The sequence below is a fragment of the Gordonia sp. CPCC 205333 genome (assembly GCF_048537885.1).
In the GTDB taxonomy this organism is placed as follows: domain Bacteria; phylum Actinomycetota; class Actinomycetes; order Mycobacteriales; family Mycobacteriaceae; genus Gordonia.
In genome coordinates this window covers 206,581-221,216 of record NZ_JBCLVI010000003.1, presented here as the reverse complement: position 1 = coordinate 221,216, position 14,636 = coordinate 206,581, and the positions used below count along the sequence as shown (strand labels likewise).

The window sequence follows — 14,636 nt, the reverse complement described above, 5'->3', positions numbered from 1 at the left end:
GTCGCGCGACCTATTTCTCGACGAATCCGACGAGATCGCCGCGAGCGTCATCGAACCGATCGACGACTGCATCCACTCGTCCGGGGGTCCGCGGTGATCTTAGTGCCGCCAGCAGCGCGTCAACCGACGTCCGCTCACCTTCGGCCACTACCAGGACCCGACCGTCACGTTGATTCGCCGCATAACCGACCAGTCCGAGTTCCAATGCTCGAGATCGGGTCCACCAGCGGAATCCGACCCCCTGCACATGCCCGTGAACGAAAGCTGTCACCCGGATCTGCTCGGCCGACATCGCGCCTACTCCGTTTCGATGGAGAGCGTGACCTCGGTTCCCGCCTTCAGGGTTCGCCCGACGGTGCACACACGGTCGACGGCGCGTTCGACCACGACGAGGAGCCGTTGCACCGCCTCGGCGTCGAGTTCGGACATGTCGACCTGGAGGACTTCGTCGAGGCGCGGGTAGCGCTCATTCTCTCGATCAGCGGCGCCGCTCACGCGAACAGTGGCGTCGTAGTCATCGCCGAGGCGGCGCGAGAGCGGAAGATCCGACGACATACCGGTACATGCGGCCAGCGCGATCTTGAGGAGTTCCCCGGGAGTGAAGACGCCGTCGACATCTTCCGATCCGATCAACACCTGCGCACCACGCGAGCTCTGACCGGTATAGCGGCGAGTTCCGGTGCGCTGCACCCACAATTCCGTCATAGCTCTATTCAACACGGGCGGATGTGGATTGTTCCATGGAGGATCGGGCCGGCCCGCCGACCCGAGTCGCCTGGGACTATTCAGCGTTCCGACGCCCAGGCGGAAAAGCGCATCGTCGGAGTGTGACGACTGTGAGAGCCACGAGCACCAGCCCCACCGCCGTCCACGCGAGTACAGAAGGTGTCGCACTGATGGCGAGGATCCCACCACCGACGATCCCACCCCCGGCGACAGCGGTGTTGAACACTGTCACGAACACCGACTGAGCCGCGTCGGTGTGATCACCTGCCCGATCAGCGAGAGCGGTCTGCAACGATGCCGGCGCACCTCCGAAACTGAACCCCCAAACAACAATCGCGACACCGACCATCAGCGCGCCGAAACCAGGATTGGCCAGGACGAGACATGCTGCTCCCATAAGGGAGAGGGCACCGATGACGGAGGAACGAAGTGCCCGGTCGATGACGAGACCAGCGGCGGTGATTCCGATGAATGAGGCGCAACCAAACAGGGCGAGACCGATGTCCAGTCGCAGCCCTGTCGGCGCGAGCAGCGGCGCGACGTAGGTGTAAAGAATGTTGTGAGCGAGTACCCAAAGCAGTGTGACAACCAGCACCGCGCGGATACCGGGACGCAGGATCACCCGACGCACGGGCAGGTAAGCCGATGGCCGTTGACCACTCACATCCGGTACGGCTGCAGCGATCCAGACAGCGAGGCCAGCGGCCGCGATCGAGATCGCGACGAAAATCCATCGCCAATCTACTACCGATCCGGCCAGCGCCCCCAGCGGTACGCCGGCCGCGAGCGCGATCGGCTGACCAATCCCCGTGGCGGCGACGGCGCGCCCCTGCTGCGCAGACGGCACGAGTCGGCGGGCGTAACCGGCGAGCACACCCCACACGAGTGCGGCCGCCGCGCCGGCGACGAACCGAGCGACCAGAATCAAGGGGTACCAGGGTGCGAGAGCGGTCACCGTGTTGAACGCCAGCAGCGTGAGCACCGCGGCGAGCAGCACCTTCTTGCGGCTCACCGCCTTCGTGGCGGCGACGAGTGGGATGGCTGCGACTAGCGAGCCGATGGCATAGAGGGTGACGAGCTGTCCGGCAGCGGATTCGGAGATGCCTAACCCAATCGACAGGCGAGGGAGCAGTCCGGCAGGGATCGTCTCGGTAAAGATCGCGAGGAATCCGGCGGCCGCCAACGCGAACAGCGCTCCCCAGGGGAACGCGGCAGTCGTGGGCGTCGGCTCTTCGATAGTCAAGCTTGTTCCGGCCCTCATCGGACCGGCCAGCAAAGGGCTCGGTGGCGAAGCAGGCCGGCGAGGGCTGGCCACCTTCGCGAGCTGATCACTGCCACATTGGTCATCTCATTAATCACGAGGTCCATCGTGAAGTGCCGTAATTCATGTGTCCAATACATGTTTTTCATTGCAATGATGATCTGAGATCATAGATCGATGGAACTACAACAGATGCGCTACGTCATCGCGATCGCCGAGGAGCGCAGCTTCACTCGGGCCGCTGAACGATGTTTCGTAGTGCAGTCGTCACTCAGTCACCAGATCAAGGCGCTCGAGCACGAGCTCGGTGTAGTCCTCTTTGCCCGCACCAGCCGCCGGGTCGAACTCACCGAGGCCGGTGAAGCATTCTTGGCCGGGGCACGCGCCAGTCTCGACGCAGCTGAGCGCGCTGCCCTAGATGCTGCCGCGGCGACTGGACAGATCCGCGGAAATCTGACCATTGGCGTCATCCCTACCGTCACCGCGATCGATATCCCCGCAATGCTCGGCGATTTCCGCGCGGCGCATCCGGCGGTGCGGATACGACTACGGGGAGGCGGCAGCGAGCAGTTCATAGCCGGGATCGCCGAAGGCTCGATCGATGTGGCGGTGCTCGGCCTACCCGAGACGACCATCCCTACCAATGTCTCGACCCGACAGCTCACCAAAGAGCGTCTCGTCGCCGTAGTCAATTCTGACCATCGCGTCGCCAGCCGCCGACGCCTGCGGCTCGAAGACATCGCCGAGGAGACGTTCGTCGACTTCCCCGAGGGCACGCCCGGTCGCGCGCCGTCCGATCTCGCATTCAGCGCAGCGGGCCTGACCCGCGAAGTCATGTTCGAGGCGATGAATACCGATATGATCCTCAACCTCGTCAGACAGGGCCTCGCCGTCACCCTCTTAGCACCGGCCGTCGTCCCCGACGACCCTAGATTGATCTCAATACCGGTCGTTGGAGGGCCGATCCGCATCGAATATCTCGCATGGAGCGACTTCAACCCCAGCCCCGCGGCAGTTGCGTTTCTCGGACTGCTTGAGGACTAAGCGGCTGTCGTGAGCGCGACAACTTTTCGGTCAATCCGCAAACCCGACCGCCAGCCGTCGCGGTATCGGCTCAGCGTTTTCGCTGGCACTTGGGACAAAAGTGCGACGAACGATTCATGAATGACTCCCGCCGGATCAGACTCCCGCACCGGCGGCACGGCTGACCTTCGCGCCCGTAGGCATCCAGACTTCGATCGAAGTAGCCCGATTGCCCATTGATATTCACATACAACTCGTCGAACGATGTACCGCCGACGTCGATCGCTTCGGCCATCACATTGATCACATGCCCGACGAGTTCGTCGAGTTTGGCGCGGCTGATCTTGTCGGTAACGCGAGTGCCGTGCAACCTGGCCCGCCACAGTGACTCGTCCGCGTAGATATTGCCAACGCCAGAGATCAGAGTCTGATCAAGAAGCGCTCGCTTGATCTCGGTGTGACGGCGAGAGATGTTGCCCAGTAACGCTTTTCGATCAAACAATGAGTCGAATGGATCGGGTGCGATATGCGCGACGCTGGCCGGCACCGCGTCGCCCACGCCCGCTGAGACGTCGCGGTCGTAATCGTCGAGATGCCAGCCGCCAAATGTTCGCTGGTCGATGAATCGAAGTTCGCCGGCCGACGGATCTCCGTCCAGATGCAGGCGCACACGCAGGTGCTTCGGATCGTCGGCACTATCTTCCGCGATCAGTAACTGCCCACTCATTCCGAGATGAATCACAGCCGCTACCGCGTCGTCGGGTCCGACGGCATCGAGCCACAGATACTTTCCCCGACGCCGGGCGGCGGTGAATGTCTTGCCGCGCAGGCGCGTTGCGAAGTCGACCGGCCCTGCGATATGCCTACGAATGGCGCGCGGATGCATTACCTCGACGTCGGTCACCGTGCGCCCGACGACGTGGGCCTGTATGCCACGCCGAATAGTCTCGACCTCAGGAAGTTCAGGCATCAGCAGATCCGGTGAATGAGAACCCAGCGATCAATTCTGCGCATCCCGGTCGCTGATCTGCTGCCATGCGGCCTCGGCCGCGTGTTGCTCGGCTTCCTTCTTGGTGCGGCCGACGCCGCGACCAAGCGACTGTCCGCTGACCACCGCGACTGCCGTGAACTCCTTGTCGTGGTCGGGCCCCGACGAGGTGATTTGATACTGCGGCGGTCCGAGCGACTTCTCGGCAGTGAGTTCCTGGAGTGAGGTCTTCCAGTCAAGGCCGGCACCGAGACCGCCGGCCCGATCAACCACATCGTCGAATAGCGCGACGATCACCCGCTTGGCTTCATCAATGCCGTGATCGAGAAAAATCGCCCCAAAAAGAGATTCAAGGCCGTCGGCAAGGATCGAGTCCTTATCCCGGCCACCGGTCATTTCCTCACCCTTGCCCAGGTAGAGGTGCCGTCCCAGCCCGCCTTCACCCAATCCGCGGGCGATGCCGGCCAACGCATGACCGTTGACGACGCTCGCACGGATCTTCGCGAGTTCCCCCTCGGGTCGATCGGGAAAATCCAGGTAGAGCTTCTCGGTGATGACTACACCGAGCACGGAATCGCCGAGGAATTCGAGCCGTTCGTTGGTCGGCAGACCGCCGTGTTCATAGGCATAGGAGCGATGCGTTAGCGCCAAGGTCAGCAACTCGTCGGACAAGGTTGCGTCGACCGATTCCAGCAGCGCGGCCGTGTCGCGATCCAGTCGCTTCACCCGGGTCCCCTCAACGCCCGTCACGGGTGCGTCCACCTCAATTTTCCGGAGTCTTCAGGTCGGACAACTTATCGGTCAGACCGGCCCAACGCGGGTCGATGATGTCGTGACCGTGGCCAGGCTCGGCGGTAGCCAATCGGACACCACACTCGGTGCATAGCCCCGCGCAATCCTCGGAGCAGAGCGGGGAAAGTGGCAACTCAAGGCCGACAGCATCGATCACCGCTTGCTCGATATCGATCAGGTCATCGGCGATGCGAGAGACTTCGTCGGCATCGGTCGTCTGCACCGTCTCACTACCGGGGTATGCGAACAATTCGGTGAGAAATACGTTGACCGTTCCCTCGATAGGTTCCAGGCAGCGCGAACATTGCCCTTCGGTTTCGCCGCTGACGGTGCCGGTGACCAGCACACCCTCCGACACCGACTCTAACCTCAGGTCGAGATCGATCTCACTCTCGGCGGGGATGCCAATCATCTGGGCACCTACCCGCTCGGGCGACGACACGGTGCGATGAACCTCACTCATGCTGCCGGGACGGCGTCCGAGCGAGCGAATGTCGATAGTGAAGCAGCCCTTATTGGGATAGATGGTGTGATCAGCCACGACAGAGAGGATACGCGCCGCGATCAGCCAGCGAGTACGGAGCGCTCCGGATCCTCGCGAACCAGGTCCTCATCAACGCTGCGCGGGTATTCGACATAGTCGTGCATACCGGCACCGGTTCGGAGCTGATGACGCCCGCGGTTCACCGACCGCAGTGTCCCGGTCAAGACTTCCTCGAAGTCAGCCAGCTTCTCGTCGACGTAGACGTCGCAATCGCCGCGCAGGCGATCCGCCTCGGCGTGCGCCGCGTCGATGATGCGATCAGCCTCGGACTTGGACGCCACGACAACCTCGGATTCGGAAACGAGGCGCTGCTGTTCGGCAATGCCGTCAGCGACCGACTTGTCATAAGTGTTATTGGCCGAATCGATGGTGCGGGCAGCTTCGGCGCGGGCCCGGCCGGTGACGGCCTCGAATTCGCGGGCGGCGGACTGGTTGAGGCGACGCGCCTCCTCAGTGGCGTCGTCGACCAGCGACTTGCCATGTGCGCCAGCCTCATCGACCATTCGATCGGCTTGCGCCTTAGCGTCGGACAGAATGCGGTCGGCCTCGGCACGCGCATGGGCGAGCATATCGGTCGACTCAGTCTCAGCGGTGGTGATGGTCTTGTCGGCATGATCGCGGGCATTGCCGATCATCGAGTCACGTTGGTCGAGGACGTCCTGCGCATCGTCAAGTTCTCCCGGAATGGAGTCCTTGATGTCGTCGAGGAGCTCGAGCACATCACCTCGCGGAACGACGCAGCCTGCCGTCATCGGCACACTTCGCGCCTCCTCAACGATCGCGACAAGTTCGTCCAAAGCTTCAAATACGCGGTACACGGCTACCCCAATCTGGCGGTGTGATTGATGAGCTCATTGTGCCCAATGTGACTAATGTGATTTGGGAGGCGCGTGGGGTCGGCGTGTCGAATGTTGCATCAGAGGGTTAGACGACTCGTTCGCCGGCAACTTTCGCGCTCAGCCGCGCGAAGATATGCGGCGACAGAAACGGCTCGACGTCGCCGCCCAATTTGGCGACTTCTTTCACGAGCGAACTCGACACATGCGAGAACTTCGGATCGGTCAGCATGAACATCGTCTCGACATCCGCGAGATCACGATTCATCTGCGCCATCGGAACCTCGTAGGCGAAGTCGGTCTCTGACCGCAAGCCTTTGACGATGGTCCCGATCGATTCCTGACGCAAGTAGTCCACCAGCAGGCCCGTCCATTGATCCACGCGTACGTTAGGCAGGTCCGCGCAGTCACCCGCGATCAGATCCAGCCGTTCAGCGACGCTGAACATGCCCTGCTTATTCGGATTCACGACGACGGTGACCACCACTTCGTCGAATCGCGACGCCGCGCGTTCCACCACATAGCGATGACCACGAGTGAACGGGTCGTAGGAACCGGGGACCACTGCTTTGCTCATGGCGATCAACCTACCGCCAGTACAAATCCCCCGTCGCCACGCTCGCCCCTACAAATCCCCCGTCGCCACGCTCGCCCCTACAAATCCCCCGTCGCCACGCTCGCCCCTACAAATCCCCCGTCGCCACGCTCGCCCCTACAAATCCCCCGTCGCCACGCTCGCCCCTACAAATCCCCCGTCGCCACGCTCGCCCCTACAAATCCCCCGTCGCCACGCTCGTTAGTCAGCGCGCGCCGCAACCTCCACCCGCGTGTCGCCGTAGTTCTTGGCGACGATCGGCGCCAACCCGGAAGGCCATCGCGTCTGCGGCGACCGTTTTCCGCGTTCAAGAACCAGCAGACCGTCGACTGCCAATAAATCAGCCAGTCCGATCAGAGTTCGCGTCAGCTCGTCGTCATCAATCCCATACGGCGGATCGGCCAAGATGAGGTCGAATCTCGGGCGCGACCCCGACAAGAAGTCCAGCACCGACCGCGTATCGAGTGTCGTGCGGTCACCAACTCCACACGTCCCGATATTGGCCCGGATCGCCGCGACTGCTTTCCGATCGGATTCGACGAACACCGTGTGTGCGGCACCTCGTGAAAGGGCTTCCAACCCCAACGCCCCCGAGCCGGCGTATAGGTCGAGTACCGCCGCGTCAACGAGCTCAATGCGGGCCTCCAGCATGGAGAACAACGCTTCGCGCACACGGTCAGAGGTGGGCCTGGTCTGCTCGCCGCCGACTGTCAGTCTGCGGCCACCGAGGTTTCCGGCAATAATTCTGGTCATTTGGACGTCAGTATTCCATTCCAGGCAACGCGGTAGGCGCGCGAGCTTCATCGATTGCGGCGACAAGGCCAGCAAATGTGACCCACTTCACATTCAACCCCTGAGCAGTGCGAAGTACGGGTTCCTAAGAGTCGTTTCGGTAACGAGGATGACATCGCCGAGGGTCATTGTTACGTTCGAAGAGCATATGAGGCCGTTCCCCAAAAGCGCGACCCCAGATTCAGAATCCACGGTTGTTTACCGACAACCGCGGGTGGCCGATGGTTCCCGAATCCATCAAATCGCCGAAGACAGCAAGGTGCTCGACACCAACACTCCCTACGCGTACGTGCTGTGGTGCCACGATTTTGCCGAGACTTCAGTAGTAGCTGAGATCGACGGCCGCACAATAGGATTCGTGACCGGATACCTCCGGCCTACCCAGCCTTCGACGGTGATGGTGTGGCAGGTCGCCGTTGACGCAGAAGCTCGCGGGCGACGAGTCGCGGCAGGCTTACTGCACAGCCTGCTCGATGCCGTCGCACCACGGGGCGTCGATACGCTCACTACGACGATCAGCCCGGATAATGAAGCGTCCCAACGGCTTTTCGCCTCGGTGGCCAAAGCCAGAGGCATGTCTTTCACCCGCGACGACCTCTTCTCGGCATCGGATTTCACCATCGGTGACGCTCCGGCCGATCATCAGCCCGAGGATCTGTACACCCTGGCGCCCTAGTCACCGCGCCGTTCTTTACCCCACCGCACGCTCAGCCAGCTATTGATACGAAACGAATGAGAAAGCAGAATACGGAGTAAGCAGATGAAATTACTTGACGCTACGGTCGATGAATCGATTTTCACCAAGCACGAGTCTGAAGTGCGCAGCTACTGCCGAAACTGGCCGACGGTCTTCAGCCGGGCCAGCGGTTCATGGATTACCGACGTACACGGACATAATTACCTCGACTTCTTCGCCGGTGCGGGCGCGCTGAATTATGGGCATAACAACCCCATCCTCAAAGAGGCATTGATCGAGTACATCGCCGACGACGGCATCACCCACGGTCTCGACATGTCGACGTCGGCCAAAGGCGACTTCCTACAGACCTTCAACGACCTGATCCTCGCGCCGCGTGGCCTGGACTACAAGGTGCAGTTCCCCGGACCGACCGGCACCAACGCCGTCGAATCGGCTCTGAAACTGGCTCGCAAGGTCACTGGCCGTGAGTCGATCATCAGCTTTACCAACGCTTTTCACGGGATGACCCTCGGCTCACTGTCGGTGACCGGCAACTCCATGAAGCGCGCCGGCGCCGGGATCCCCCTGGTCCACGCCACCCCGATGCCATTCGACAATTACTTCGGCGGCGTCACTGAAGATTTCGGTTGGTTCGAGCGGGTTCTCGACGATTCGGGCAGTGGCCTGAATCGGCCAGCAGCGGTTATCGTGGAGACCGTACAGGGCGAAGGCGGCGTGAATGTTGCACGCGCGGAATGGCTTCGGGCCCTAGCCGATCTCTGCAAGCGCCGCGACATTCTGCTCATCGTGGACGACGTACAGATGGGTTGTGGCCGCACCGGCGCCTTCTTCTCCTTCGAAGAGGCCGGCATCGTTCCCGACATCGTTACACTCTCCAAATCTATTGGCGGATACGGACTTCCGCTAGCCCTCACCCTTATCAAGCCAGAGCACGATGTCTGGGCGCCGGGTGAGCACAACGGAACCTTCCGTGGCAACAACCCCGCATTCGTCACTGCCGCAACGGCATTGCGCACCTATTGGGCCGATGACAAGCTTTCGCAAGAAGTAGCGGCCAAGGGTGATCGCATCGCGACCGCCTTTAACGACCTGTGCGAACAATACGACGGGCTTCGTCACCGCGGCCGCGGCATGGTCCAGGGCCTAGTATTCGACGAGCCGGCCGATGCCGGCAAGGTGTGCGCCGCGGCATTTGGCGCCGGCTTACTGGCAGAGACCTCGGGCCCGACAGATGCGGTGGTGAAGTTGTTGCCTCCGTTGACGATTGGCAACGATGACCTCGACGCAGGTCTCGCAATCCTGGCTGGCGCGGTGCGCGAGGTGCGGTCATGATTGTGCGCACCACCGAGGAAATCACCGGCACCGACCGCGACGTGGCGGACCCCAAGGGAAACTGGGTGTCCAAGCGAATCGTCTTGGGTGGAGACGGCGTTGGGTTCTCCTTCCACGAGACGACGATCGCGGCTGGCTCGGTCAACGAGTTCCACTACGCGAACCACATCGAAGCGGTGTGGCTCGTCGAAGGCGAGGGCACCCTGACCGATCGCGAAACCGGCGAGGAATATCCGCTGGCAGCTGGCACCATGTATCTGCTGAACGGGCATGAGCGGCATACGGTCGTCGCCAAAACGCAGTTGCGCATGCTCTGCGTATTCAACCCACCAGTGGTCGGCACCGAGGTGCACGACGAGAACGGTGTCTACCCCCTAGTCTCGGTCCCCGTGCCAGCGGCGTCGGGTAAGCACCGCGCTGGCGTCCAAGCGTAATAGTCCGCTCCGCACGTCCTCTGGCGCTAGGCTGGAGGACGTGCGTACGCGGCTTCAAATCGGTGAACAGGTCCTGGCTACCGAACCCGAGGCCGATCTGCCATCGCTGATCGTCGACATCGTGACGGCAATCGGTACGCGCCGGGTCGTCGCTCTCACCGGAGCGGGTATCTCCACCCCGTCCGGTATCCCCGACTATCGCAGCCCGAACGCTCCCCCACGCAGACCGATGACCATCGAACAATTCATGTCCTCACCGGATTTTCGCCAACACTATTGGGCGCGCAATCATCTCGGCTGGCGACATATGGATGCGGCCAAGCCCAACGACGCCCACCGCGCCCTATCCGAGCTACAACGGTCTGGGCGACTAGTCGGGGTGATCACCCAAAATGTCGACATGCTGCATCTCAAGGCAGGAACCCACAACGTCGTCGAGCTACATGGTTGCTACGGGAGGGTGCGGTGTATGAGCTGCAGCTGGCGCACGACGCGGCACCGACTCGCTAAGCGACTTGAAATTCTGAACCCCGACTTCGCCGATCGCGTCGCGGGGAAGGGTGCCATCGAGGTGGCCCCCGATGCCGACGCCGTTGTATCCGACACAGCAGACTTCGTGATGATCGACTGCCCGGCCTGCGGTGGCATACTCAAGCCCGACATCATCTATTTCGGCGAGAATGCCTCAAAAGATACTGTGCACCAAGCATTTTCACTCTTGAATGCCGCCGACGCGGTCCTTGTCGCAGGATCGTCGTTGACGGTGCAATCGGGGCTACGCTTCGTGCGGCAAGCGCACCGCGACGGTAAACCCGTAATCATCGTCAACCGCGGGGCGACCCGCGGCGACGAATTCGCAACCTTGAAGGTGGATCACTTCTGCGAGGAAGTGCTGCCAGAGTTGAGTCGCGCGATTAGGTAGGCGACGTCGAAGCGAGCGTTGACGAGGTCGGCTTGCGACGTCTCGATACACCGAAGCTCGCAAGCTCGCTTCGGCACTCGACGATCGGACGGGCGTCTCGCGGCACTCGACGATCGGACGGGCGTCTTGCGGCACTCGACGATCGGACGGGCGTCTTGCGGCACTCGACGATCGGTAGTCAGTGCACCAACACCAGGTCGTCGGCGTGTACGACCGGGCGGCGTAGGTCAGAGGACAATTCCGATGTCGAACGGCCCAACATCATCACCACATCGTCAACGTCATAGGACACCACACCGCGGGCCCGGATTACGCCACGCTTGTCGACAAGTTCCACGACATCACCTTCAGAGAACGGACCCGACGCCGCGGCGATTCCCGCCGCCAAAAGGGAGCGACGGCGCGAAACCGCCTGGATCGCACCATCATCGAGCATCAGCCGACCCGACGTCTCCGCGGCGTGGCGCACCCAGAACTTGCGCGCCGACAGCCGCTCGGGACGCCCTGCGAAGGCCGTACCCACCGACGCGTCGGTCAGCGCCCGATCCGCCTCGGCGGCAGCGGCCAACAGCACCGGCACCCCCGAATCGGCAGCAAGCCGAGCGGCCGCGAGCTTGGAAGCCATCCCGCCCGTCCCCAGGGCGCCACCGGCTCCGGCGATGACACCGTCAAGATCCTCGGGACCGGCTACCTCGCGGACCAGTCGTGCGGCTGGTTGTCCCTCGACCACTCGCCTCGGATCACCGTCGTAGAGACCGTCGACGTCGGACAGCAATACCAACGCCTCCGCGCCCGCCAGATGCGCCACGAGCGCCGCGAGCCGGTCATTGTCCCCGAATCGGATCTCGTTGGTTGCCACCGTGTCGTTCTCGTTGACAACCGCCACCGCATGCAGGCTTCGCAACCGGTCAAGCGTCCGTTGAGCATTCGCGTGATGGGCACGATTGGAGATGTCGTCAGCGGTCAGTAGCACCTGCCCGACGGTCCGCTGATGGCGAGCGAAAGAGGTTCCCCAGGCGTGCGCCAGCGCCAACTGGCCAACGCTTGCGGCGGCCTGTTTCGTGGCCAGATCTGTCGGCCGCTTCCTCAGGCCAAGTGGCGCGATCCCCGCACTTATCGCGCCGGACGACACCACGATCACGTCGGTCCCCGAGCGCATGCGAGCCTCAAGCGCATCTGCCAACCGATCGAGACGCGCCGTATCCAGTCCATCACGCAGGTCAGTCAGCGCCGATGATCCGATCTTGACGACAATGCTTCGCGCGGACGAGATCGAGGCGCGGACTTGCGAAGCGGTCACTCCAGGTCGCCGTGTCGCTCGGCACGCCGCAGGCGACGCTGCTCCTTACGTTCGTCAGCACCCATTCGATCGGTGCGATCGAGTCGAATGTCCGTGCCGCGCCCAGTGATCGGAACGTCGTCACCCATCGGGGTCATCGGTTCCCAGTCAAAGGTCACCGCGCCGATAGTGACTGGCGCTCCTGGCTTGGCGCCTAGTTTCACCAGTGCGTCTTCGACGCCCAGTCGATTGAGGCGGTCGGCGAGATAGCCAACCGCCTCGTCATTGTCGAACGTGGTCTGCGCAATCCAACGCTCGGGGCGAGTGCCGCGCACGATGAATCCGCCGGGCTCGTTGGGATCCGGAGTCACCGTGAAGCCGGTCTCGTCGACTGCTCTGGGACGAATGACTGTCCGCCGCGCCTGCGCCTTGGGATGAGCCGTCCGGTATTCGCTGACCATTTTCGCGAGTGCGAATGTCAACTCGCGCAGTCCCTCTCGGGAAACCGCCGAAATCCGGTAGATAGGCCACCCGTGTTTGGCGAGATCGGGCTCGACGATGTCGGCGAGCTCGGCACCTTCGGGCACATCGATCTTGTTGAGAATGATGATGCGGGGCCGGTCAGCAAGATCACCGAGGCCGTGATCAGCGTCGAGGGCTGGCTGATACGCGGCCAGCTCCGCTTCGAGCGCCTCGATGTCCGATACCGGGTCCCGATCGGATTCCAGTGTGGCGCAATCGACTACGTGAGCCAGCACCGCACACCGCTCCAGATGCCGCAAGAAGTCCAGCCCAAGGCCACGGCCGGTCGACGCACCGGGTATCAGTCCGGGAACATCGGCGATGGTGAATACGTCACCCGCAGATTGCACGACGCCAAGATTGGGCGCGAGAGTGGTGAACGGATAGTCGGCGATCTTAGGTTTGGCAGCCGAAAGTACCGAAACCAGTGAGGATTTGCCAGCCGACGGGAATCCGACCAACCCAACGTCGGCGACGGACTTGAGCTCCAATACGAGGTCACGTTCTTGGCCTTCTTCGCCTAGCAACGCGAAACCGGGCGCCTTGCGGGCCTTCGATGCGAGTTTGGCGTTACCCAGCCCGCCCCGGCCACCTTCAGCGGCGTCGAATACCGTTCCCGCGCCGACCAAGTCGGCGAGAATCGTGCCATCGGCGTCCAGGACGACGGTACCGTCGGGGACCTTCAGAACCAGGTCTTCGCCCATCGCGCCGTCGCGGTTGTCACCGTGCCCCGGCGTCCCATTGCCGGCGCGTGCATGCGGATGGAAATGAAAGTCGAGCAGCGTATGCACCTGCGGGTCGACGACGAGCTGAACGTTGCCACCGTCGCCGCCATTGCCGCCGTCTGGACCGCCGAGCGGCTTGAACTTCTCGCGGTGGACCGAGGAACAGCCGTGTCCGCCATTACCCGCGGACACGTGGATGGTTACCCGGTCGACGAACCGCGACATCTGGGTTACCTCTTTCGATTGACTGATGAAAAGCAAACAGGGCGGGTCAGGATCGCTTGGATCCTACCCGCCCTGTTCGCAGAGCTTATTGCAGAACTTCGTGCTGCGGATCCGCTTAAACCGACGCGGTCTCCGGGACGATGTTCACTGTCTTGCGACCACGCTTTGAGCCGAACTCGACCGCACCGGCGGCGAGCGCGAACAGAGTGTCGTCGCCACCACGCCCGACGTTGACGCCGGGGTGGAAGTGTGTGCCGCGCTGACGCACGAGGATCTCGCCCGCGCTGACCTGCTGGCCGCCGAAACGCTTCACACCGAGTCGCTGAGCATTCGAGTCGCGACCGTTGCGCGAGCTGGATGCACCCTTCTTATGTGCCATGTCTCTGGTCTCCCTTACTTGATTCCGGTGACCTTCAGGACCGTCAGCTTCTGACGGTGACCCTGGCGCTTGTGGTAGCCGGTCTTGTTCTTGAACTTGTGGATGCGGATCTTGGGGCCCTTGGTGTGTTCGATCACCTCGGTGGTGACCGAACGCTTGGCCAGCGCATCGGTATCAGTTGTCAGGTCCGAACCGTCGACAACGAGCGCAACCGGCAATTCCACGGTGCTGCCCGGTTCGCTGTCGATCTTCTCGACCTTCACAGTGTCGCCTGCAGCGACCTTGTACTGCTTACCGCCGGTCTTGACGATCGCGTACGTTGCCATCGGAGCGTTCCTCTTAACGTAGTTACTTCACTTCGGTGCTACTTGGTATTGCGACGACGCCGACCCATCCAGGGCCGCACTGAACTCACATCCACACAGGATGATTCAATCAGCGGAACATCGTCATTGCCTCAAACCCATTCAGGCCCGGATCAGGCTCATGACACAGCATGTACCGATCGCGGAAGGCGACTTATCAAGATTACGGGAGTGTGACCTTTTGGGTCAAACCGAC

18 protein-coding genes are annotated in these 14,636 nt (G+C 62.2%); 5 read left to right on the top strand and 13 right to left on the bottom strand.

Annotated features, from left to right (window positions below):
- Positions 1 to 10: 10 nt before the first annotated feature.
- The 3 genes from AAFP29_RS11220 to AAFP29_RS11210 form a co-directional block, all read right to left on the bottom strand.
- Positions 11 to 292: an acylphosphatase gene (locus tag AAFP29_RS11220; protein WP_419217454.1), complete on the bottom strand. Its 282-nt coding sequence runs from the start codon at positions 290 to 292 to the stop codon at positions 11 to 13.
- Between the two features lie 5 nt (positions 293 to 297).
- Positions 298 to 705, bottom strand: coding sequence for an OsmC family protein (locus AAFP29_RS11215; protein ID WP_419217453.1), 408 nt, complete (start codon positions 703 to 705; stop codon positions 298 to 300).
- A 76-nt stretch (positions 706 to 781) separates the two neighbouring features.
- Positions 782 to 1,969, bottom strand: a complete 1,188-nt coding sequence (locus AAFP29_RS11210) for an MFS transporter (protein WP_419217452.1) — start codon at positions 1,967 to 1,969, stop codon at positions 782 to 784.
- 195 nt (positions 1,970 to 2,164) lie between these two features.
- On the opposite strand from AAFP29_RS11210, the gene AAFP29_RS11205 reads away from it, so the two are divergent.
- Complete coding sequence (locus tag AAFP29_RS11205) at positions 2,165 to 3,031, top strand: LysR family transcriptional regulator (RefSeq protein ID WP_419217451.1); 867 nt, start codon at positions 2,165 to 2,167, stop codon at positions 3,029 to 3,031.
- Positions 3,032 to 3,101: 70 nt separating this feature from the next.
- Here the strand turns inward: AAFP29_RS11205 and mutM are convergent, their stop codons facing one another.
- From mutM to rsmD, 6 genes are all read right to left on the bottom strand, one after another.
- Positions 3,102 to 3,980, bottom strand: coding sequence for a bifunctional DNA-formamidopyrimidine glycosylase/DNA-(apurinic or apyrimidinic site) lyase (gene mutM, locus AAFP29_RS11200; RefSeq protein ID WP_419217450.1), 879 nt, complete (start codon positions 3,978 to 3,980; stop codon positions 3,102 to 3,104).
- Between the two features lie 30 nt (positions 3,981 to 4,010).
- Positions 4,011 to 4,724 carry a ribonuclease III gene (rnc, locus tag AAFP29_RS11195; protein ID WP_419217449.1) on the bottom strand — a complete coding sequence of 238 codons (714 nt, stop codon included), beginning with the start codon at positions 4,722 to 4,724 and terminating at the stop codon, positions 4,011 to 4,013.
- A gap of 37 nt (positions 4,725 to 4,761) precedes the next feature.
- Entirely contained in the window at positions 4,762 to 5,331 is a 570-nt protein-coding gene (locus AAFP29_RS11190) for a YceD family protein (RefSeq protein ID WP_419217448.1), read from the bottom strand.
- 23 nt (positions 5,332 to 5,354) lie between these two features.
- Complete coding sequence (locus AAFP29_RS11185) at positions 5,355 to 6,152, bottom strand: DivIVA domain-containing protein (RefSeq protein WP_419217447.1); 798 nt, start codon at positions 6,150 to 6,152, stop codon at positions 5,355 to 5,357.
- Between the two features lie 106 nt (positions 6,153 to 6,258).
- A complete protein-coding gene (gene coaD, locus AAFP29_RS11180; RefSeq protein WP_419217446.1) occupies positions 6,259 to 6,747 on the bottom strand; it encodes a pantetheine-phosphate adenylyltransferase in 489 nt (162 codons plus the stop codon).
- Between the two features lie 219 nt (positions 6,748 to 6,966).
- Positions 6,967 to 7,518 (bottom strand): 16S rRNA (guanine(966)-N(2))-methyltransferase RsmD, encoded by a 552-nt coding sequence (gene rsmD / locus AAFP29_RS11175; RefSeq protein WP_419217445.1) that lies wholly within the window; start codon positions 7,516 to 7,518, stop codon positions 6,967 to 6,969.
- 187 nt (positions 7,519 to 7,705) lie between these two features.
- Here rsmD and ectA point away from each other — a divergent pair, with 187 nt between their 5' ends.
- The 4 genes from ectA (at position 7,706) to AAFP29_RS11155 (ending at position 10,945) form a co-directional block, all read left to right on the top strand.
- On the top strand, positions 7,706 to 8,233 hold the full coding sequence (gene ectA, locus AAFP29_RS11170) for a diaminobutyrate acetyltransferase (RefSeq protein ID WP_419217444.1): 528 nt from the start codon (positions 7,706 to 7,708) through the stop codon (positions 8,231 to 8,233).
- Positions 8,234 to 8,317: 84 nt separating this feature from the next.
- Positions 8,318 to 9,589, top strand: a complete 1,272-nt coding sequence (gene ectB / locus AAFP29_RS11165; RefSeq protein WP_419217443.1) for a diaminobutyrate--2-oxoglutarate transaminase — start codon at positions 8,318 to 8,320, stop codon at positions 9,587 to 9,589.
- On the top strand, positions 9,586 to 10,023 hold the full coding sequence (locus AAFP29_RS11160) for an ectoine synthase (RefSeq protein ID WP_419217442.1): 438 nt from the start codon (positions 9,586 to 9,588) through the stop codon (positions 10,021 to 10,023). The genes ectB and AAFP29_RS11160 overlap by 4 nt, the downstream gene beginning before the upstream one ends.
- 97 nt (positions 10,024 to 10,120) lie before the next feature.
- Complete coding sequence (locus tag AAFP29_RS11155; RefSeq protein ID WP_419218068.1) at positions 10,121 to 10,945, top strand: Sir2 family NAD-dependent protein deacetylase; 825 nt, start codon at positions 10,121 to 10,123, stop codon at positions 10,943 to 10,945.
- Between the two features lie 178 nt (positions 10,946 to 11,123).
- On the opposite strand, the gene proB is transcribed toward AAFP29_RS11155, so the two are convergent.
- The 4 genes from proB to rplU form a co-directional block, all read right to left on the bottom strand.
- Entirely contained in the window at positions 11,124 to 12,245 is a 1,122-nt protein-coding gene (gene proB / locus AAFP29_RS11150; RefSeq protein WP_419217441.1) for a glutamate 5-kinase, read from the bottom strand.
- A complete protein-coding gene (gene obgE, locus AAFP29_RS11145; protein ID WP_419217440.1) occupies positions 12,242 to 13,696 on the bottom strand; it encodes a GTPase ObgE in 1,455 nt (484 codons plus the stop codon). Before obgE ends, proB begins: the two co-directional genes overlap by 4 nt.
- 115 nt (positions 13,697 to 13,811) lie before the next feature.
- Positions 13,812 to 14,075 (bottom strand): 50S ribosomal protein L27, encoded by a 264-nt coding sequence (gene rpmA / locus AAFP29_RS11140; protein WP_419217439.1) that lies wholly within the window; start codon positions 14,073 to 14,075, stop codon positions 13,812 to 13,814.
- Positions 14,076 to 14,089: 14 nt separating this feature from the next.
- Complete coding sequence (gene rplU / locus AAFP29_RS11135; RefSeq protein ID WP_419217438.1) at positions 14,090 to 14,401, bottom strand: 50S ribosomal protein L21; 312 nt, start codon at positions 14,399 to 14,401, stop codon at positions 14,090 to 14,092.
- Positions 14,402 to 14,636 lie beyond the last annotated feature (235 nt).